This is a genomic window from Paenibacillus silagei (assembly GCF_017874735.1).
Classification (GTDB): Bacteria; Bacillota; Bacilli; order Paenibacillales; family Paenibacillaceae; genus Paenibacillus_AQ; species Paenibacillus_AQ silagei.
Map to the genome: position 1 here is coordinate 327,535 of NZ_JAGGLV010000001.1, position 20,276 is coordinate 347,810.

The 20,276-nt window shown below is 57.1% G+C and carries 14 protein-coding genes; 6 read left to right on the forward strand and 8 right to left on the reverse strand.

All coding sequences use genetic code 11. The annotated features are described in order from the left end of the window. The first annotated feature begins 36 nt into the window (after positions 1 to 36). On the forward strand, positions 37 to 1,725 hold the full coding sequence (locus J2Z70_RS01320; RefSeq protein ID WP_209868610.1) for a PucR family transcriptional regulator: 1,689 nt from the start codon (positions 37 to 39) through the stop codon (positions 1,723 to 1,725). On the opposite strand, the gene J2Z70_RS01325 is transcribed toward J2Z70_RS01320, so the two are convergent. The 6 genes from J2Z70_RS01325 to J2Z70_RS01350 all read right to left on the reverse strand — a co-directional run bounded on the left by J2Z70_RS01325 (position 1,691) and on the right by J2Z70_RS01350 (position 8,300). Further along, positions 1,691 to 3,058 (reverse strand): aspartate aminotransferase family protein, encoded by a 1,368-nt coding sequence (locus tag J2Z70_RS01325; protein WP_209868612.1) that lies wholly within the window; start codon positions 3,056 to 3,058, stop codon positions 1,691 to 1,693. The two genes, J2Z70_RS01320 and J2Z70_RS01325, sit on opposite strands and share 35 nt — an antisense overlap. Before the next feature lie 30 nt (positions 3,059 to 3,088). Next, positions 3,089 to 4,552, reverse strand: coding sequence for a CoA-acylating methylmalonate-semialdehyde dehydrogenase (locus J2Z70_RS01330; protein WP_209868614.1), 1,464 nt, complete (start codon positions 4,550 to 4,552; stop codon positions 3,089 to 3,091). Between the two features lie 100 nt (positions 4,553 to 4,652). Further along, positions 4,653 to 5,762, reverse strand: coding sequence for an ABC transporter substrate-binding protein (locus tag J2Z70_RS01335; protein WP_245367897.1), 1,110 nt, complete (start codon positions 5,760 to 5,762; stop codon positions 4,653 to 4,655). Between the two features lie 86 nt (positions 5,763 to 5,848). Continuing rightward, entirely contained in the window at positions 5,849 to 6,703 is an 855-nt protein-coding gene (locus J2Z70_RS01340; RefSeq protein ID WP_209868616.1) for an ABC transporter permease, read from the reverse strand. After that, positions 6,703 to 7,515, reverse strand: a complete 813-nt coding sequence (locus J2Z70_RS01345) for an ABC transporter permease (RefSeq protein WP_209868618.1) — start codon at positions 7,513 to 7,515, stop codon at positions 6,703 to 6,705. The genes J2Z70_RS01340 and J2Z70_RS01345 overlap by 1 nt, the downstream gene beginning before the upstream one ends. A 2-nt stretch (positions 7,516 to 7,517) precedes the next feature. Beyond that, on the reverse strand, positions 7,518 to 8,300 hold the full coding sequence (locus J2Z70_RS01350) for an ABC transporter ATP-binding protein (protein WP_209868620.1): 783 nt from the start codon (positions 8,298 to 8,300) through the stop codon (positions 7,518 to 7,520). A gap of 330 nt (positions 8,301 to 8,630) precedes the next feature. Between J2Z70_RS01350 and J2Z70_RS01355 the strand changes: the two genes are divergently transcribed. The 3 genes from J2Z70_RS01355 (at position 8,631) to J2Z70_RS01365 (ending at position 13,011) form a co-directional block, all read left to right on the forward strand. Continuing rightward, positions 8,631 to 10,223 carry a histidine kinase N-terminal 7TM domain-containing diguanylate cyclase gene (locus J2Z70_RS01355; RefSeq protein WP_209868622.1) on the forward strand — a complete coding sequence of 531 codons (1,593 nt, stop codon included), beginning with the start codon at positions 8,631 to 8,633 and terminating at the stop codon, positions 10,221 to 10,223. A 363-nt stretch (positions 10,224 to 10,586) separates the two neighbouring features. Then, the gene (locus J2Z70_RS01360) at positions 10,587 to 11,432 is read left to right on the forward strand and encodes a DUF72 domain-containing protein (RefSeq protein ID WP_209868624.1); all 846 of its coding nucleotides are present in this window, start codon (positions 10,587 to 10,589) and stop codon (positions 11,430 to 11,432) included. Positions 11,433 to 11,526: 94 nt separating this feature from the next. Beyond that, positions 11,527 to 13,011, forward strand: a complete 1,485-nt coding sequence (locus J2Z70_RS01365) for an alpha-amylase (RefSeq protein ID WP_209868626.1) — start codon at positions 11,527 to 11,529, stop codon at positions 13,009 to 13,011. A 439-nt stretch (positions 13,012 to 13,450) separates the two neighbouring features. Here J2Z70_RS01365 and J2Z70_RS01370 read toward each other — a convergent pair whose 3' ends face one another. Further along, positions 13,451 to 14,059, reverse strand: coding sequence for a biotin transporter BioY (locus J2Z70_RS01370; protein WP_209868628.1), 609 nt, complete (start codon positions 14,057 to 14,059; stop codon positions 13,451 to 13,453). A gap of 225 nt (positions 14,060 to 14,284) precedes the next feature. Here J2Z70_RS01370 and J2Z70_RS01375 point away from each other — a divergent pair, with 225 nt between their 5' ends. Both J2Z70_RS01375 and J2Z70_RS01380 read left to right on the forward strand, forming a co-directional pair. Continuing rightward, the gene (locus J2Z70_RS01375; RefSeq protein ID WP_209868630.1) at positions 14,285 to 15,097 is read left to right on the forward strand and encodes an ATP-binding cassette domain-containing protein; all 813 of its coding nucleotides are present in this window, start codon (positions 14,285 to 14,287) and stop codon (positions 15,095 to 15,097) included. Beyond that, positions 15,094 to 16,887 (forward strand): ATP-binding cassette domain-containing protein, encoded by a 1,794-nt coding sequence (locus J2Z70_RS01380; RefSeq protein WP_209868632.1) that lies wholly within the window; start codon positions 15,094 to 15,096, stop codon positions 16,885 to 16,887. The genes J2Z70_RS01375 and J2Z70_RS01380 overlap by 4 nt, the downstream gene beginning before the upstream one ends. A 537-nt stretch (positions 16,888 to 17,424) precedes the next feature. Here J2Z70_RS01380 and mprF read toward each other — a convergent pair. Next, the gene (mprF, locus tag J2Z70_RS01385; RefSeq protein ID WP_209869313.1) at positions 17,425 to 20,079 is read right to left on the reverse strand and encodes a bifunctional lysylphosphatidylglycerol flippase/synthetase MprF; all 2,655 of its coding nucleotides are present in this window, start codon (positions 20,077 to 20,079) and stop codon (positions 17,425 to 17,427) included. Positions 20,080 to 20,276: the final 197 nt, after the last annotated feature.

Below are 20,276 nucleotides of genomic sequence, written 5' to 3' on the forward strand. Positions count from 1 at the left end.
AATGGCCTGAGAACTATGTTAACGAGGGGGAAGCTTATGGACTTTGAACTTGTATTTACGATCCGCGACGCGCTGAAGCGGCCGCTGTTCGCTGAAGCTGAGCTGATCGGGGGAAGAAACGGCCTGAACCGGGCAGTCCGCTGGGTGCATGTGCTGGAGAGCGCGAGCCTGGAGAGTCTGATTCACGGGGAAGAGATGATTCTGACTACCGGAATGAGCGCAAGCACGGATCTGGACGCCGCCCTGTCCTTCATGCAGAATCTGATTGATAAGAACGCCGCCTGCCTGTGCATTGAGCTGGGAGCCTACTTCAGTGCCATTCCGCAGGAGATGATCGCTCTTTCAAACCTGCATGATTTTCCGCTGATCCAATTCACCCGCACTGTACGGTTCGTCGACATTACACTCGATCTGCATTCTCTCATCATCAACCGCCATCACCGGATGCTGCAAGAGCTGGAGAGCATCTCCCGCGAATTCCACCGGCTGACCCTAACCTCCCAGGGGACCCTTAAGGTCCTGCAATTGTTATGTAAAAGCACCCGCACACAGATTCTCTATATGCACCTGCAAGGTAAACCTCTCTTCTTCCCGGCCCTCGCGCCCGAGGAGCAGCGCCCGCTGCTGGGCTTCTTCGAGACCTTCAGCGAAGAGATGGAAGGGGTACAGCCCGAGGCGGCCCCCTATATCCGCGAATACGGCCACAAGACCATCGCCGTGAAGCCCGTTGGAGCCTTGGATCAGACCTGGGCCTATATCCTGATGGTCTGTAATCACAAGCCGCAGGAATTCGACTGTCTGCTGCTCGATTCCGCCTCCTTATCCATCGCACAGGAGCTGCTGCGCACGCGGTACATGGAGGAGCGGAAGCTGTTCTCGGAGAATCTGTGGGTGGATGAGCTGGCCTCTGGACGCACTCAGGACGACAACCGGCTCAAGGGGCTGGTCGGCCCGGACTTCAACCTGGTCAATGAGCTGCCCTACCGGGTCTGTCTGATCGAGATTGAGAATCCCCGGGATGTCAAATGGAACAGCTCGGAGAATGACTGGGAATCCATCACCTTCCATCTTTCGCTCATTCTGCGCTCCATCTTCGAGAAGTATTCCCTCCGGCCGCTGATCACCCTGAAGAACAACCGGCTGACCGTCATTGCACTGGATATCCAGTCCAAGCTGCCCGGCAAGCTGCGCCTGCAGCAGGCGCTTGATTCCCTGCAGCATATCCGTGCGGATGAGAAACTGAAGGACCTGCAGCTCGTCATCGGAGTCAGCAAGTCCCACAAGGGCCTGAAGCATGCTCATGCCGGTTACCAGGAAGCTGTACAAGCGCTGTCCCTCTATTCCTGTTACCAGAAGCCGGTCCTGATGTATGAGGAGTTAGGCGTCTTCCAGCTGCTGCTGAGCCTGAACGACGGCAAGACGCTGGAGAATTTCATCCGCAGCTATATCGGCCCGCTGATTGACCATGATGAGGCGAAGGGCAGCGAACTGCTGCTGACGCTACGCGTCTACCTCGATCATGACGGGTCGAAGCAGATCGCCGCCCGCAGCCTCTTCATCGTCAGGCAATCCCTCTACTACCGGCTGGACAAAATCACCGAGCTGCTCGGCGAGGACTTCATGCTCCCGGAGAACCGGATCTCCATTCAGGTCGCCCTGCGCGCCTACCAGTTCCTGTACCCGGAGAAATTTACTCTGCCCAGCTCCCGTTCAGCACAGCTGTGAAGGTATCGATGATGAACTGCACATCCTCATCCGTCGAGGATAACGGCGGAGCGAAGGTGAGCACATTATTGAAGCCAGCCACCGTATCGCCGTTCTTGCCGATGATCAGCCCCTTGGCTTTGCAGCCGGCAATAATTCCCTTAACCACACTTAGCTCAGCAGGCACTCTGGTGGCCTTATCCGCCACCAGCTCAATCCCCAGAACCAGCCCGAAGCTGCGGATATCGCCAACCAGCTTATGCTCCAGAAGCCCAGCGAACCCGCCTTCCAGCCTGCGGCCCAGAATTCCGGCGCGTTCGACCAGCTGCTCCTGCTCCAGAATCTCCAGGTTGCGCAGGGCAAGCGCACAGGCGGCCGGATTGCCGCCGAAGGTGTTCACATGACGGAAGTGCCCGTAGTCATCGCTGTTATCCTTGAAGGCCTCATAGATCTCCTTGCGTACAGCAGTAGCCGATAACGGCAGGTAGCCGCTCGTCAGCCCCTTCGCCATCGTGACAATATCGGGCTTGATTCCGAAGTTGTGGTGTCCGAACTTGCGGCCGGACCGCCCGAAGCCGCAGATCACCTCGTCGATAATCAGCAATACGCCGTGGGTCCGGCAGATCTCCTGCACCCGGTCCATATAGACCTGATGCGGCACGATCACGCCCCCGCCGGTAATGACCGGCTCCATAATTACCGCCGCTACAGACTCTGCGCCTTCCCAGACAATCATATCCTCAATCGCCTGCGCGCACTGGAGGTTGAACGCCTCTTCGGTCATGCCGGCCGGACGGCGGTAGCTGTCCGGCGGCGCTACATGCAGGAACCCGCCGCCCAGCGGCTCGTACTTGTACTTGCGCTGCGCCTGCCCGGTCGCCGCCAGGGCGCCCAGCGAGCTTCCGTGATAGCCCCGGTAGCGGGCAATGAATTTATGGCGGTCAGGCTGGCCGGTCTGCTGCTGGTACTGGCGGGCGATTTTGAAGGCTGCTTCGTTCGCTTCCGATCCGCTGTTGGAGAAGAAGATGACATACTCATCCTCCAGCCACTCATTCAGCTTCTCGGCCAGCGCGATGGCCGGCATATGGCTCTGCGTCAGCGGGAAATACGGCAGGCTCAGCAGCTGGTTGTACGCCGCCTCCGCCAGCTCCTTGCGCCCGTACCCCACATTCACGCACCACAGGCCGGACATGCCGTCCAGGAATGTGTTGCCGTCGATATCGGTAACCCATGAACCGCTTGCGGAAGCGGCAATCATCGGCGGATGCTGCTCACTGTAAGGAGTCATATTATGCCACAAATACCGCTGGTCCTTCTTAACCGCCAGCTCACTTTCTTTGCCCAGACTCTGCACGGCACACTCTCCTCCTTGGCTTTCCTTCTTTTAGTAACGCGCGGTAATCATTTTCTTGCGGGTGTAGAACTCCACACCGTCACGGCCGTTCGCGTGCAGATCTCCATAGAACGATTTCTTGTACCCTGAGAAAGGGAAGAATGCCATCGGCGCAGGCACGCCCAGATTGACACCCAGCATCCCAGCATCGATCTCCTCGCGGAATTCACGGACCGCCCTGGCGCTGTCGGTATAGATGCACGCCCCGTTGGCGAAGGGCGACTCATTCGTGACCGCTATCGCCTCCGCCAGATCCTTCACCCGCACCACTGCCAGCAGCGGCGCAAAGATCTCGTCACGCCAGATCTTCATACCCGGCACCACATGATCGAAGATCGTCGGGCCCAGGAAATAGCCGTTGCCCGCAGCTGCAGCATCCTTGCGGCCATCCCGCACCAGCACCGCTTTCTCGTCAAGCCCAGCTTCAATGTAATCGATCGTCCGGTCTTTGTTCGCCTGCCGGATGACCGGGCCCAGGAACACGCCCTCCTCCTGGCCGTTCCCGATCTTCAATCCATCTGCGGCCGCAGCGATCCGGCCCACCAGCTCATCGGCAATGTCCTCCTGCACCACCGCTACAGCGCAGGCCATGCACCGTTCGCCCGCCGAGCCGAAGGCTGCGGACAGGATATTTTTCACCGCATGGTCCAGATCGGCATCCTTCAGCACGATCGAATGATTCTTCGCGCCGGCCAGCGCCTGCACCCGCTTGCCGTGCGCAGTCCCCTGCTTATAGACATATTCCGCCACCGGCTGCGAGCCGACGAAGGAGACCGCCTTCACCTCCTCATGCGCCAGCAGGCCATCCACCACCTCATGCGCCCCGTGCACCACATTCAGCACCCCCGGCGGGAAGCCCGCTTCTGCGAACAGCTCGGCCAGCCGGTTCACCAGCAGTGGTGTCCGCTCGGAGGGCTTCAGCACAAAGGTGTTGCCGCAGGCTACCGCCAGCGGGAACATCCAGCAGGGCACCATCATCGGGAAGTTGAACGGGGCGATGCCGCCCACAACTCCCAGGGGATAGCGGTACATGCCGGACTCTACGCCTGTCGCGATATCCGGCAGCTGGCTGCCCATCATCAGCGTGGGAGCGCCAGCGGCGAATTCCACGCATTCGATGCCGCGCTGCACCTCTCCCAGCGCTTCCTCCAGGCTTTTACCGTTCTCCAGCGTGATCAGCTCCGCCAGCTCCTTGCTGTGCTGTACCAGCAGCTGCTGGTACCGGAAGAAATAGCGGGCCCGGCGCGGGACGGCGACTCTTTTCCACTCGGAATAAGCTCTGGAAGCTGCCCGCACGGCTGCATCCAGCTCCTCCCGGCTAGAGATCGGCACATAGGCAATGATTTCGCCGGTCGCCGGGTTGAACACTTCCTCCTGCCGCCCGGAGGAGGACTCCACCCAAGCTCCATTTATATAGTTCTTCACCTTACTGGCCTGCCCCGTGAGCAGTGTCATCGTCCGCACCTCTTTTCCTGTGTTCGTCCGCTACCCTAGAAGAGATGACCGCCTTACCAGGCGGCCATCTGCTTCAGCTATGAAGGAATCCTGTTGCCTGTTATTTCGCCGCCATCTCCACAATCTCGTTCGTGTAAGCCTCCTCCACCTTGGAAGCCGTCTTGATGACCCCGAATTTCAGCGCGATATCGGCGGTCTGCTGGAAGGCGGCAGCATCCGTATAGCCCAGCTTGGAAGCATCGAAGCCCTCCGGCTGGATCAGCTTGGCAACCTCTGTCATCATCGTCAGCTGATGCTCCCGGGTTGTACTGCCCGCTTCCGCAAGCTTCATCACACTGTCCACAGCTGCTTCCGGACCAGCAATCGCATCCGCCCAGCCCTTCAGGGAAGCGCGGACGAACTTGGCCGCCGTCTCCTTGTTACCCTCCAGCCACTCCTTATTGGCGAACAGATTGTCTTCGAGCATCGCCACACCTTCGTCATTCATGTCGATAACACTGAGGTCCTCTGCCTTAATGCCCGACTCCAGCACCACCTGATATTCGTTATAGGTCATGGCCGAGGCCGCATCCAGCTCACCGCCGAGGAACTGGTCCATCGTGAAGCCCTGCTTGGTGAAGTTCAGATCCTTGCCTGAATCCAGCTTGTATTTATCAAAAAGCGCCAGAAGCTCAAACTCATTGCCGCCCATCCAGTTGCCCACCTTCTTGCCCTTCAGATCAGCCGGTGTAGTGATGCCTGCTTCCTTCTTGGATACCAGCACCAGCCCGCTCTTCTGGAAAATCTGGGCGATCTGCACCAGCGGCATCTCCTGCTCCTGGCTGGTCAGCAGACTCGCCACCCAGTCCACCCCGATATCGGCCGAACCGCCGGCCACCTGCTGCTCAGGCACGATATCCGGCCCGCCCGGCAGAATCTCAACCTTCAGGCCCTCCGCCGCATAATACCCTTTGTCCTGCGCCAGGAAGTACCCGGCGAATTGGGCCTGAGGCACCCATTTGAGTTGAAGCTTCACGGTAACCGGCTCAGCAGCCGGTTCTGTGGTTGCCGCAGCTTCCGGTGAAGCTGCCGCCGCATTCCCCGCAGTTGCTTCTGCTCCGGAGGGACTGGCGTTGTTGTTGCCGCCGCAGCCCGCAAGCAGCGAGATCAGCATTAGAGCCGCCGCAAGCCATAATCCTCCACGATATTTGCTCTGTTTGCCCTTCATCATAGCAACTCCCCCTACCAATCATTTTTTTGTAAGACGGCCTAACACAGTATGATTGCGTTCTTGTTGCCCTATGCAGGAATTACACGCTACGTTCGCCGGGAAGGGTGCCACTTGATAAACACCTTCTCCAGCCGCTCTACGACTAGGTAAAAGATTACTCCGGCAACCGCGGCAAGCACGATGCAGGACCAGCCCAGCGGCATCTTCGCCACCTTGATGGAATTCGAGAGCAGATAACCCAGCCCCCGCGAGGAGAAGAAGAACTCTCCGACAATCGCCCCGATCATGCTCGCTGTAGCGTTGATCTTCAAGGCGGTGAATACATAAGGCAGACTGTTCTGAATCCGCAGATGGCGGAATACCGCCCGTTTGCCTGCCGCATAGGAATGCATCAGGTCCAGCGCCAGCGGGTCCACAGCCGCCATGCCCTTGTAGGCATTGATCGCCATAGCCGCCATCGTGGTCGCGGTCACAATCGCCGCCCGCGAGCCGATGCCGTCCCCGAACCACAGGTTCATGATAGGGGCAAGCGCCACTATGGGCACGGCATTGAGTGCAGCTACCATCGTGAGACTGCCGCCGCCCCAGCGGGGCCAGGCCGTAGCAGCCAAGGCAATCAGGAAGCCGCAGCCGGAGCCGATCAGCATACCAAGAACGGCTTCAGTGAGGGTATACCCTGTATAAGAGAGCAGCAGACTGAGATTGTCCCGCATCGCTTCAGCGATGGCGGAGGGCAAGGGGAGCTGATATTTCTTCAGATCGAAGATGCGGTGAAAGATCTGGAGCTCCCACAGCAGCAGGAACAAAGCTCCGGCAAGCAGCGGCAGCACGAACCCGGGGTTCAGCCATTTCAGGAATTTCCATGGATCTCCGCCTCGATCCGCATCTGGCGTAATAACGTTGTTAGATGACGGGAATTCGCGAACCGTATTACTTTCCATTAGCGGCTGCCTCCTTGGGGACGGAATTCCGGTTGCCAGGGGGCTACCAGACGTTCCACCAGACTCATCAGCCAATAGCTGGCCATGCCCAGCAGAGCACCAACCAGTACCGTAGACCAGAACATATACGTATGGGAGGGTCCGTAATAGAGATTGCGGAGCATAATGACCCCGATCCCGCGCTGCGCACCCATGAGCTCAACCAGAATTGCGCCCGTTACAGCCAGCGGCGCTGCAATCTTCAGCCCGCTGAACAGCCCCGGCAGCGCTGCCGGGAAGCGCAGCTTCCAATATACAGCCCACGGTTTAGCGGCATAAGAGTGCATCAGCTCCAGGGCAGAGGGGTCCACACTCCGCAGACCGCGCAGCATATTCAGCGCCACCGGGAAGAAGGTGATATAGCCGGAGATGATGATCCGCGACAGCTGCTCATCCCGCATAATCCCGTATATAATCGGCGCCAGCCCCAGAATCGGAATCATCTGCGAAGCAACCGCATACGGGAAGGCAAGCTGCTCTATCGTCCGGGAGAGACTCATCAGCACGGCCAGCAGCACTCCAGAGAGCGCTCCGATCAGGAAGCCCACCCCGGCATTGCCGAAGGTAGCTCCCCCTTCACGGAAAAGGGTGCCGCTGTACTGCCACAGAGTAAGCGCCACCTCGTGGACATAAGGCAGCTTGGACTGGGCCAGCGGCGTCTTCGCCACATGCAGCAGCCACCAGGAGACCGCCTCCCACAGCACCAGCAGGCCGCAGATCCAGACAAACAGCGGTAGCGCGCGGTTCCGCATTAACGCACGGTTCAGCTTCATCACTACACCCCTTCGAAGCTGTCGCGGATACGGGCAATCAGCTCGAAGAACTCCGGACTGTTCCTCATGTCCGCCGTACGCGGACGGGGCAGCGGAATATCGACAACCGCCGAGAGCCTGCCCGGATGCGGAGACAGGACGAACACCCGGTCTGACAGAAAGATCGATTCGGGAATACTGTGGGTAACGAACACAATTGTGCTCTGTACCTTACTCCAGACGGAGAGCAGCTCTTCATTCAGCCGCTCGCGCGTGAATTCATCCAGCGCCGAGAACGGTTCATCCATGAGCAGGATTTCCGGCTCCATGGAGAGCGCCCGGGCAATGGCTACACGCTGCTGCATCCCCCCGCTGAGCTGCCAGGGATACTTATCGGCGAACCCCTGCAAGCCCACGAGATCAAGCAGCTCCAGCGCTTTGTCCTCACGGATCGATTTCTTGACGCCCAGCAGCTCCAGCGGCAGTGTAATATTATGCTTGACCTTCCGCCAGTCATACAGCACCGGACTCTGGAACACAATACCGTATTTCTGTGCCAGCCGGGCCTCCTTGGCGTTTTTGCCTGCCACCATAATATTTCCAGCCGTTGGTGTTATAAGATCTGCCATCAGCCTCAGAAGAGTAGTCTTTCCGCACCCGGAAGGACCCAGCAGGGAGACGAACTCCCCCTTGGCAATATCGAGACTTACCTGATGCAGGGCCAGCACATCTGCCGTCTCCGTCTGGTAACGCATTTCGACATGCTCCAGCTGTATTTCAGGAATTTTCGCTGCTACTAGTGACATCTCCAGTCCCCCTCCATCCCTGAATCTATTTAATGTTAATTAACATCACATTATTATCTTAACTACCGTCCTATTCCTCATCCCATGTAGGATTAATTAACATGTTACACGTTGCCTGCGAATCCCACATTAGACAAAGCGTAACATTGAGACTGTGAAATTCCGTCACTTTGTCTAGGGAGCCGCTTACAGTGTAAATAATAGAGCTGATTGCCGATAAAAACAGTAAGTAACTATAAGTGAAAACGGCGTTGCCATTGCATTTCATTTTGTGTCCAGGAGACTATTCACAATGTCCAATGCTTATCCCAATTCATGGAGGCGCTCCCCATGGCATCTCTGATTTCCAACTACATTATTATCGTTTCGATCTCCGGTGTGCTGAACGCCTTGCTCGCCCTGTTTGCTTTTTACAGGAAGACTGACTTCTCGGGCCTGCGCGCATTCATCGTCAGCTCCGCCGCCTCGGCGGTGTACACATTCGCCTTCGCGCTCGAACTCTCGGGGAACTCGATGGAACAGATTAAGTTCTGGATCAAGCTGGAGTATCTCGGAATGCCGTACATCGCGCCCTCCAGTCTGCTGATGATCATGCACTTCGTGGGCTTAGAGAAGCTAGTCTCCCGAAAACTGCTGGTCCTCCTCTACTCCATCCCGGTGATCTCCACGGTGCTTGTCTGGACCAACGACTCCCATCACCTGTTCTATAAGGCTATCTACTTCCGGGAAGGCGCGCCTGCACCGCTGGTGGATATCGTCATGGGACCCTGGTATATCGTGCAGGGCAGTCTGACCTTCGGCTGTATGCTGGCCGGTATGTGCCTGATCCTCTGGCGCTGGGGGCGGATGCGGCGGGCTTATCTGCGGCAGATGCTGATTATTTTTGTCGGACAATTCCTGCCTGCGCTGGGGGCCTTCCTCTATCTGATGGACCTGACTCCATACGGAACAGACCCTGTACCCGTTGTGATGAGCGTAACCTCGTCCCTGTATATATGGGCCATTCTGTCCAGAGGGATGCTGACCGCCGCACCGATTGCCCGCGAGAATCTGTTCGAGAGCATGCGCGACGGCGTACTGGTCATGGACCTCTCCGACAAGCTGGTGGATTATAACCGGGCCGCTGCCGAGATGCTTGAGGATCTGGATGCCTCCGCCATCGGCCGCCCGCTGGCCCAGCTCTTCCTGCCTGCCGGCAAGGAAGCTGTCGATTATGTAATGAATTCCAATCCGCAGATCTGCGAGGAGCAGGAGCTGGTATGGTATTCCGGCGGAGAAGTCTGCTATTATCAGGTCCGTTCCTCTCCAGTCCAGAAGCATGACGGCCATCTTGCCGGGCGGATGATCATGCTGATTGATGTTACCGAACGCACCCTGCTCCAGGAAAAGCTGCTGCAGCTCGCCACCATCGACAGCCTGACCGGCATCTACAACCGGACCCACTTCATGGAGCTGAGCCGGCAACGGCTGCAGGAAGCTGCCGGTTCCGCCGCCCCCTTCTCGGTCATCCTGCTGGATATCGATTTCTTCAAGAGCATTAACGACCGCTACGGGCACCATCACGGGGATATGGCCTTACAGCATGTAGTAAGCGTATGCCGCCAGCATGTCCGGGAGGGGGATGTCTTCGGACGGTACGGAGGTGAAGAATTCGTCTTAAGCTTGCCGGGAGCCCCCTTGAAGGAAGCAGCCCTGATCTCTGAGCGTATCCGCAGGGACATCGAGCAGAGCACCTTCTCCACCATCACAGGAACAATTAAAATCACAGCCAGCTTCGGCGTGACTGAAGCCTTCCGCCGTTCGATCTCACTGGAGGAGCTGCTCTCGGAAGCAGACCATGCCCTCTACTCCTCCAAGCGTAACGGCCGCAATAGCGTTCATCTGTATGGCGTCTCCTCCATCACCCGCTTCAAGCCCATGTGATGGAGGAGAAGCCTATCTTTTCCTGCCCCGCGCGTCACCTCACGCTTTCCCTCTGCATAACAAGTAGAAACGGCTTCGCCGTCCTTTCAAAGGACGGTACCGTTTCAGCGAGAAATAGAAGGATAATTTATAGCGTGAAACAAAAATTCTTATATTTGAATAAATGGCACCCGCCGGGTATATCCGCCTGCTCTTTTGGTGATACCAGCTTCCATAGCCCCTTTTCTCCAGTTCTTTCCTGTCCCTGCACTGATTTCCGTCATTCCTGTTCTCCTGTTGTTTGCATAGGCGGGTTTTCAGTTTAATAAGAGTTAGCCGATCCGTTCGGCAGAATTCAGGTTCATGCGACATGGAGGGGGTTCTATGATCAAGATCGGGCTGACCGGCTTCGGAGACCATGAGGAGCTGTACGGCAAAATCAAACCTGCCGACCGCCTGCCCGCCTACAGCGCCCATTTTCCCATTGTGGAAATTGACAGCTCCTTCTACGCGGTTCAGCCGGTCCGAAATTACGAGAAATGGGTCAACCAGACGCCGGAGGCGTTCCAGTTCATTGTGAAGGCTTATCAGGGAATGACCGGACATCTGCGGGGGAAAAAGAATTACTACGATACGCCGGAGGAGATGTACCGGGCCTTCCATACCTCTATCGCTCCTGTCCGCTCAGCGGGGAAGCTGGCGATGGCGCTGTTTCAATTTCCGCCCTGGTTCGACTGCACCAAGGACAATGTGGATTTCCTGCGCGAAGCGAAGGAGCGGCTGCTGGATGTGCCCGCTGCCATCGAATTCCGTAATGATTCCTGGTACAGCCCTGAGATGCGTGAGCGGACCCTCCGGTTCCTGGAGCAGGAAGGCTGGATTCATACGATAGCCGACGAGCCGCAGGCAGGTTCCGGCTCCATCCCGATTGTCCCTGTCGCCACCCGGCCGGACCTCACCTACGTACGGCTGCACGGGCGCAACACTACAGGCTGGAATCAGAGCAGCCACCCGGACTGGCGTAAGCTTCGCTATCTGTACCGTTACAGCACCGAAGAGTTAACGCAGTGGCGGGACCGGCTGCTGGAGCTTGAACAGACCTGTAAGAATATTTACGTGGTATTTAATAATAATTCTGCCGGGGATGCCACTCCTAATGCCCAAGAGCTGCAATCGCTGCTTGGGATCGACGGCGGACTGGCCCCGCGCCAACTGGACTTATTCAACTGATGTACAGAGGTCTACATAAATCTCTTCTACTCCCTGCTGAAGCATTTGATCACCGTCCCATTCGTCTTATATTTGTAGAGGAGGCCAAAGAATTATGAAGAGAAATCATACTATGATGCAATTTTTTGAATGGCATGTCGCGGCGGACGGAGAACACTGGAAACGCCTTGCCCAGATGGCCCCGGAACTGAAGGCGGCGGGCATTGATTCGGTATGGGTTCCCCCTGTTACCAAGGCCGTCTCGCCCGAAGATACCGGTTATGGAGTCTACGATCTGTATGACCTCGGTGAATTCGATCAAAAGGGTGATGTGCGCACGAAGTATGGAACCAAGCAGGAGTTAATCGACGCGATTGCCGAGTGCCTGAAGAACGGCATTGCGGTCTACGTGGATCTGGTCATGAATCATAAAGCCGGAGCGGATGAGACCGAGGTCTTCGAGGTTATTGAGGTGGACCCGAACGACCGCAACAAGGATATCTCCGAGCCGTTCGAGATTGAAGGCTGGACCAAATTCGATTTCCCGGGACGCGGCGAGGAATACTCCAGCTTCAAGTGGAATCACACCCACTTCAACGGAACCGATTTCGATGCCAAGGAAGGCCGCAACGGCGTATTCCGGATTGACGGCACGAATAAAGGCTGGAATGAGAATGTGGATACTGAATTCGGCAACTATGACTATCTGATGTTCGCCAACATTGATTACCTCAATGAAGATGTGAAGCAGGAGATGCTGAACTGGGGCAAGTGGCTGGTCGATACGCTGCAATGCAGCGGATACCGGCTGGATGCGATCAAGCATATCAACCACGAGTTCATCAAGGAATTCGCCATGGAGATGAAAAAGAAGCGCGGCGAGGACTTCTACATCGTCGGTGAATTCTGGAACTCCAATCTGGAGGCCTGCCGCGAATTCCTGAACACTGTCGATTACCAGATCGATCTGTTCGATGTCTCTCTCCATTACAAGCTGTACTCCGCCGCATTGGCAGGCCGGGATTTCGACCTGACGCATATCTTCGATGATACGCTCGTACAGACGCACCCCGCGAATGCCGTCACCTTCGTCGACAATCACGATTCCCAGCCTCATGAGGCCCTGGAATCCTGGGTGGGCGACTGGTTCAAGCAAAGCGCCTACGCCCTGATTCTGCTGCGGCGCGACGGATATCCCGTTGTCTTCTACGGGGATTATTACGGCATCGGCGGCCCTGCGCCGATGGAAGGCAAGAAGGACGCCATCGATCCTCTGCTCTGTGCCCGCTACACTAAAGCTTACGGTGATCAGGACGATTACTTCGACCATCCGAACACTATCGGCTGGGTCCGGCGCGGCGTTCAGGAGATCGAAGGCTCCGGCTGCGCTGTAGTCATCTCCAACGGAGACAACGGAGAGAAGCGGATGTTCGTGGGCGAAGCGCGCAGCGGAGAGGTATGGGAGGACTTCACCCATAACCGCGGGGAGTCCGTCACCATCGGCGAAGACGGCTGGGCCGTTTTCCCGGTGAACGGCGGCAGCGTCTCCGTCTGGGCACTGCCCGAGCCGAAGCCAGCCGATGCCTGCGCGGAGGAGTGAGCTTGTAGACACAAAGAATGCTGTCCCTGTTGATTACGGGGGCGGCATTTTTTAATAGGTGAGAAGTGACGCTTGTAGTGGAATCAAGGGTATCTGTCCACCTTATTTCATTCGCAGGCTCAGAGCAACTAACCTCCCATTTTATCCACATATTATTCACAAAAGAAATATATTACTCTATTTACACGCAAACAAGTTACTCATTGGCTCATTTGACACTCATCCGGCCAAACTCAGCGCCACCACTGGGATTTTTCCACAATGTTATCCACATTTTATCCACAGTACGTTCAACATCTGACGGATGCCTATAGAATTACTATTGTGAACAACGCGAAATAGGCGAATCCACGCCACAGGGGCTATGAATTCACCTATTTTTGCTGAGCAAGACACGGCTTGCAGTTAGCATTTGCACTTATTGGTCAGCAGCTTGCGGTTAAGGAGTTGTGGTTGTGTTGTCCCCGTCAGCCCAGACGCCTGTGTCATGGTTCAGAATACGTTCGATCGGATATACCTTCCATACCGCCGTTACTACAGCCGAACACAAGACTGCTTTGAGCAGGTCCCCCGGAAGAAACGGCCACATGCCTGCCGTCAGTGCCTTGGCGAGTGAATCCATGCCTGTGGAATAGGCCAGCCACCCTACACCGCCCGGATAAACTAACAGTGCCCCGAAGATAAAGTTAGCGGCCAGCAGCTTCACGAAGGTGTATTCGTCCTGCTTAATGCGTTCAGCGAAAAAGCCGATCAGCCAGGCCACGAACGGCCAGGAGAAAATATATCCTGCGGTAGGGCCAACCAGGACCGCCAATCCTCCGCTTCCGCCCATCACCTGGAATCCGGCAGCGGCGAGTCCGATCACGATCAGTACAGCAAGCGCCCCGTAACGGGCCCCAAGGATTGAACCAGCCAGCATTACCGCGAGGGTCTGCATGGTAATGGGTACCGTGGAGAAGGGCAGCGAGATTTTCAAATAACTCAGAGCTATCATGACGGCGGCGAATAAGGCACTGAATATCAGGCCGCGGGTGGTCCATTTCTTCATGGCCGAGAGGTTCCCCCTTTTTTTTAAAATATAAGAATTTATATGTTTCACGCTACAAATTATCCTTCTATTTCTCATCGAAACGGTACCATCCTTTAAAAAGATGGCAAAGCCGTTTCCACTTGGGATCACTATAACATCACCCTCCAGATACATCAATTCTGAAATCTTTGTTATAATGGGTAGCAATTGTTGACTAGAGCTGGACGGAAAGCAGGCATGAGGATGATCAGGGCGCATAATATAAGCTTGTCCGGGCGGGAGGGGCAGCATCGCCGAACGGTACTGCAAGGGATTAACATTCATATAGAGCCTGGGGAATGGGTAGCGCTGACAGGGGCCAACGGCTGCGGCAAAACCTCGCTAATCCGCTCCTTCAACGGACTGAACACCCCCTCCGGCGGCAGTCTGTCCGTGGCCGGACTGGATCTGCGCCTGCCGGAGAACCGTATGGCTGTTAAGCAGCACGTGCAGCTTGTGTTTCAGAATCCCGAAGCACAGACGGTTGGCTCCACCCCGTTCGAGGATATCGCCTTCGGGCTGGAGAACCGGGGACTGGAACGGGAGCGGATGATTGCACGAATCCATGAGATTCTACAGCAGGTAGGACTAAGCCATAAAGCGGAGGCAGAGGCATCTACACTATCCGGCGGAGAGCGCCAGCGTCTGGCGGTAGGCTGCTGCCTGGCACTGGAAGCTAAGATGATTATTTTCGATGAGGCTACCTCGATGCTGGACCCTGAGGGAAGATCGGATATTCTGGAGCTGGCCCAGGGGCTATGGCAGGCAGGGACTACCATCCTCTGGGTCACGCAGCGGATGGAGGAGCTGGCCGCAAGCCCGCGCATTGCGGTGCTGGGCAAGGGGCAATTGCTCTATGACGGCAGCCCGCGCAGCCTGTTCTATACCTCGGAGCTGCCGGAGAACCTCGGCTGGCTTCCTTCTCCGGCCGTCCGGGTCGGGAAGCTGCTGCAGAAGCAGGGCTGGCCGCTTCACCTGCTGCCGCTGACCGGACAGGATCTGGAGGAGCTGCTATGAGAATTCGTACGGAGCATCTTTTTTTCTGCTATGAAGGCGGCAGGCCAGCGGTTCAGGATATCTCTCTGGATATCCCTACAGGTACACTGACCGTCCTCTGCGGGGTGAACGGGAGCGGCAAGTCTACGCTGCTCCGTCTGCTCGCGGACCTTGCACAGCCCTCCTCCGGGCAGATACTTTACGATCACGGGAAGAAGACGGACTACAAGACTGCCGAAGCTGTGTCCATGGTATTCCAGCAGCCGGAGACCCAGCTGTTCGCGGGTACGGTACATAAGGATATCGAATACGGCCTGATGGAGCGCGGGGTGTCCAAGGAGAAGCGGACGGAGATCATCGCAGGCGCCCTGGCGAAGACCGGGCTGGCTTACGATGAATTCGCCGGGCGCTCTCCCTTTCTGCTTAGCGGGGGCGAGAAGCGGCGCGTATGTATTGCGGGTGCCCTGGCCGTACAGCCCGGGCTTCTGATTCTGGATGAGCCGACCGCAGGGCTGGACCCTCAGGCAGCGCAAGCACTGCTCGAAATGGTACAGCAGCTGCGCAGTAGCGGCCTGACCCTGATCATCGGCACCCATGATCTGGACAGCTTCCTGCCGGTTGCCGACAAGGTCATCGTGATGAAGCAGGGTGCTATCCATTATAACGGCCCTGCTCCGGCATTGACTGCCGATCCCGGCCTGCTGGCAGACGCCGGACTCACGCCCCCCGTCTATGCTTCTATGGGACGCAGAGCGGTGCAGCATGGCCTGCTGGAAGCAGTCCCGGACAATCTGGAGGAGCTGCTGATAGGGCTGGAAAAGCACCCGCTGCCTATGCCGCAGACGGACAGGTGGCCGGCAGGCACTGGCGCCTCTGCCCGCAGCAGCGCCATGTCACCCGGCAACCAGAATACCAAAACCAGCGAACAACACAGTGCGGAATACAGCTTAAAAGGCACCTGGAAGCGAGATCATTCTCCTCGATCCTCCAGAACAGAGCGGGTTCAGACGATAATCAGGCCTGGCAATCCAAGACTAGAACAGAACACCCCGCGCAGGCCCGGCTGGCAAGGACTTGATCCCCGGGCCAAATGGCTGGGGATGATTCTCGGCTCGCTGGTCCTGTTAGGGATGAACACTCTGCTCCCGCTGCTGCTTACCGCCGGTCTGCTGGCCGGGCTCGCGGCTTCGGCCCGCATCTCCTGGCGCCGGGCCTTCCGCTTCTTCCGCCCGTTCCTGCTGATGTTCCTGTTCCTCTGGCTCCTGTCCGGGCTTAGCTGGAGCTCTCCCGACTTCGCACTCGGGCCGCTCAGCTTAAGCTATGCAGGACTCGTGCGCGGGGGAATTAACGTGCTGCGCTTCCTGCTGTTAATTGCCCTGGGCTTCCTGTTCACCGAGACGACCACCGGCGCCCCCTTGCGCGAGGGTCTGGAATGGGGCATCGCTCCGCTGCGGACCCTAGGCATCCGCACCCGTAACTGGTCGCTTGCCGTATCCGTGACCCTGCAGTTCGTGCCGTGGATTCTCGGCAAGCTGGCCCAGCTGCAGCTTGCGCTGGGCTCACGCGGAAGGCGCGCCCGCGGGGTGGCCCGCTGGTCCCCGAGGCAGATCGCCCTAATCATCGTGCCTCTGCTGATTCTTGTCCTGGGCATGGGCGACGAGCTGGCGACAGCCGTAGAATCACGGGGGTATGATCCCGCCAAGCAGCGGACCCCGGTCTATCAGCTCCGCTGGAGCAGGCGTGATACACTGGCAGCGCTAGGTATCCTGGCAGTTGCAGCTATGCTGTGGTGGGTAGCGCGTATCAGCTGAGCGGGTACGGGACGATTCAGCGAACAAAATCACCATAGCGGATGGATGTGTAAGAACTTATACGGCTGCGCAGCAAATACAGTTAACCCCTTCTTACCTATCCGCTACTTGTGGGCATCCGGCGAAATCAGGGGCACTAGTGCCCCTGATTTTTGCTCCATTGGCCTTAATTCGTTTTACTCTCCTTCGCGTCAGCACATTGTATGCTGTTTTTGGCATACATTTGGCCCGTGCGTCTGCGTACCAGCACATTGTATGCTGTTTTTGGCATACATTCGGCCCGTTTGCCTGCGCGACAGCACATTGTATGCTGTTTTTGACATACATTTGGCCCGTTTGCCTGCGCGGCAGCACATTGTATGCTGTTTTTGACATACATTCGGCCCGTGCGCCTGCATGCAAGCACATTGTATGCTGTTTTTGGCATACATTTGGCCCGTGCGTCTGCATGCAAGCACTTTGTATGCTGTTTTTGACATACATTCGGCCCGCGACCCTCGAGTCAGCCCATGTCGCATACCTTCCAGCGTGAAGGTCTCACTTCCCCTCCTCCGGATGCCTGGAGACCAGCCTCACCAGATCCAGAGTCAAGAGAGGAAGAGTCACCGCAGCGGGATAGGCCAGATACCGCGGCTCCCATACCGGGTTGAACTTCTCCTTATACCGGCGCAGACCGGAGAAGCCATACCAGTGGCCTCCGCGCTCAAAAACCAGCCGGGCGAGCTTCTCCTCCCGCAGCGCTCCAAAGCGGCCCCCGACATTAGACAGCGGGGCAGACCCCAGATTGAAGCTTTTGTATCCGCGCGCTTTCGCCCATTCCAGCAGACACAGGAACAGGTAATCCATAGTCCCGTTCGGAGTATCCTTGTGATGGCGCATCAGATCCACCGAGACCGTCTTCTGCCCGTCATAACCAGGAGCCATGGAGGCAAAAGCCAGCAAATGGCCGTCTGCTCCACGCAGCAGTGCCAGCGGTGCGAGCTGGAGGTACGGCTCGCTGAACCAGCCCAGCGAGTAGCCTTTCTCCTTGCGCCCGGCCAGCCATTCCTCTGACAACAGGCGAAGCTCCTGCAGCAGCTCCTTCGAATGCTGGGCCTCTGTGATCTCGAAACGGTAACCCTCGCGCTCGAACCGCCCCTTCACATTACGCAGGCTGGCGTTCCGCGAACCGCTAATACTGAAGTCCGCCAGCGGAACCAGCGCTTCTTCCCCCAGCTTAAAGAACCGGTAGCCCTGCTCATGATAGAGCGGAAGATGCGCCGGGGTCACCTGATAGAAGACTACAGAGAGGCCATACAAATCAGCGGCCTGCCTGAACTCACTGATTCCGTTATTAAGCAGATTCATCGGCCCAAGCGGATCACCCAGTACCACCAGCTTGTCCCGGACTCTGGCGAAGGCGAACAGCACCTTGCCTTCCTGGGCCCAATAGAAGCTTTTGTCGCCAAGAAACAGCATATGGCTTAAGGTATTGCCCCAGCCCTCCGAGAGGAAGCGCTCCAGCCGCGCCATATCCTTATCCGCGAGAAGCATATCTGCCTTGTGCTGCGGCCTGAGGGCTACAACCATCGTCAGCAGCAGCCAAGAGAAAATCAGTCCGCCGGCCGCCGTGGCGGCCACATTACTGTGCTGCCGCAGCCATTCCGGCTGGATGCCGGGCGGGAGATGCTTCAGGAAGCCGTGATGGGTATAACTCGCCAGCCCGTAATAGCTGAGGGCTACAGCCGAAGTCAGGAGCAGCCACCATAAGGTACTTTTGGCGCTAAACGGAACGCTGACCCGGTAAAACCGGCTTCGTGAGATCCAGAGGATCATCGCCACCACCAGCAGGAACAGAGCCTCCTCGTAATCGAATCCCTTCGTGAATGCAAATACCGCCCCACCCAATAGGAGCAGGCTCGTCCAGACATAAGCCCTGCGGACACGCAGGGAGATTCCCCGCGACAGCAGAATCAGCATAAAGCCGATTAGCACGGACAGATGGTGCGAGATCTGCATCACTGGCAGCGAGAGGAGCTCCTCTGTCACCTTCAGCCTGTAGAGCAGCTCAGGCGTAGCTGCCGACAGCAGTAGAAGCAGACCGCTGGCCAAGACCAGCTTGCCGAGTGCCCATACGCCCAGATCGCTGAGGAAGGTATATTGACCGGGCCAGCCCCATATTTTCTGCCAGACCGTCAGGGGGGCTTCCACTCTGTCGCCGCTGCGTTCAGCGCCCTTCGTACCCGGCAGCCCGAACTCCAGCGCAGCCAGCACCAGTCCGAGCAGCCAAGGGATAATATAATAGAATAATCTGTAGATGACCAGAACTGCCATAGCATGGTCGCTCTTAATGCCAAGCTGGGTAAGCCCGAGCAGCGCAATCAGATCGAACGCGCCGATGCCGCCGGGAGCCATACTTAGAATTCCCGCTATCGCAGCCACTACATAGATACTGAAGACGGTGAGAAACGGAGCGCTCCCGAGCATCTCACCGGCAATGAACCAGAAGGTCAGCCCGGCGAACACCCACTCCAGGAAGGAGGCACCCACAGAAGCAACCACAGTAAGCCAGGCGGTTCTCCCCTCACCCCGGTTGACCCATTTGGCGAAGAGCGCAGAGCGCTGGAGGAGTACAAAGAACGGCAGATACAGTGCTATCCCCCAGACTGCAAAACCCAGCCAGCGATGCGCCTCCAGCAGCCGGTCCGCCGGCAGAAGTCCGGTTATCGTCCCCCACCCAAGCAGCGACAGCCCCGTAATCATCAGCGGTGACAGGAACACAATGGCCGGCGCGAGCAAGGATGCAGGCACACTGCTCCGCTTATAGAGCAGCGTTCTAAGGCCCGCGCCAGCCAGACCGGCGAACCCGATCATATTATTGAACGTATTGGCGATCCAGGCATAGCGGAAGGTCCGCAACCAGCCGATCTGCAGGCGGAAATGCCGCCGGATCAAGTAATCATAAGTACTCATGACCGCCACCGACAGCAGCGAAATTCCCAGCATCTGCATAATAGAGGGTACGGGAACGGATTTCAGATCACGGATAATTTTGCCTAAATGAATTTGCTTCAGCTCATGCTGCCCCTCCAGATAGACCAGACCGATAATCAGCAGCGGAAAAAGCGCACGCACCGCCTTAATCCGGTAGATGGATATCAGCAGCCGTACGAGCTTGAAGCGTTCCAATTTATTTTTGATTACAGTATGCATGACTTCACCTGTCCTCACTGCCGAACGCTCTTGTTGCCTGAACATATTCAGCCCTCTTCATACGAACCCATTATAACAAGATCCGCAACAGAACTCCCGTATAATGGTCACATGCCTATAAGAGTTAGACGGCGGGCGGAGGATAAGTCCCTGCATCAGATTTATATTTATCCGGTGATGGCGGGAAGCGTATACAT

What these genes read in the sequence shown, in the direction of transcription:
- J2Z70_RS01380 (WP_209868632.1), top strand. Translation starts at nt 15,094, where the DNA reads ATGAGAATTCGTACGGAGCATCTTTTTTTCTGCTATGAAGGCGGCAGG.
- J2Z70_RS01340 (WP_209868616.1), bottom strand. Translation starts at nt 6,703, where the DNA reads ATGGAAAGTAATACGGTTCGCGAATTCCCGTCATCTAACAACGTTATT.
- J2Z70_RS01335 (WP_245367897.1), bottom strand. Translation starts at nt 5,762, where the DNA reads ATGATGAAGGGCAAACAGAGCAAATATCGTGGAGGATTATGGCTTGCG.
- J2Z70_RS01360 (WP_209868624.1), top strand. Translation starts at nt 10,587, where the DNA reads ATGATCAAGATCGGGCTGACCGGCTTCGGAGACCATGAGGAGCTGTAC.
- J2Z70_RS01365 (WP_209868626.1), top strand. Translation starts at nt 11,527, where the DNA reads ATGAAGAGAAATCATACTATGATGCAATTTTTTGAATGGCATGTCGCG.
- J2Z70_RS01375 (WP_209868630.1), top strand. Translation starts at nt 14,285, where the DNA reads ATGATCAGGGCGCATAATATAAGCTTGTCCGGGCGGGAGGGGCAGCAT.
- J2Z70_RS01330 (WP_209868614.1), bottom strand. Translation starts at nt 4,552, where the DNA reads ATGACACTGCTCACGGGGCAGGCCAGTAAGGTGAAGAACTATATAAAT.
- J2Z70_RS01370 (WP_209868628.1), bottom strand. Translation starts at nt 14,059, where the DNA reads ATGAAGAAATGGACCACCCGCGGCCTGATATTCAGTGCCTTATTCGCC.
- J2Z70_RS01345 (WP_209868618.1), bottom strand. Translation starts at nt 7,515, where the DNA reads ATGAAGCTGAACCGTGCGTTAATGCGGAACCGCGCGCTACCGCTGTTT.
- J2Z70_RS01320 (WP_209868610.1), top strand. Translation starts at nt 37, where the DNA reads ATGGACTTTGAACTTGTATTTACGATCCGCGACGCGCTGAAGCGGCCG.
- J2Z70_RS01355 (WP_209868622.1), top strand. Translation starts at nt 8,631, where the DNA reads ATGGCATCTCTGATTTCCAACTACATTATTATCGTTTCGATCTCCGGT.
- J2Z70_RS01350 (WP_209868620.1), bottom strand. Translation starts at nt 8,300, where the DNA reads ATGTCACTAGTAGCAGCGAAAATTCCTGAAATACAGCTGGAGCATGTC.
- mprF (WP_209869313.1), bottom strand. Translation starts at nt 20,079, where the DNA reads ATGCATACTGTAATCAAAAATAAATTGGAACGCTTCAAGCTCGTACGG.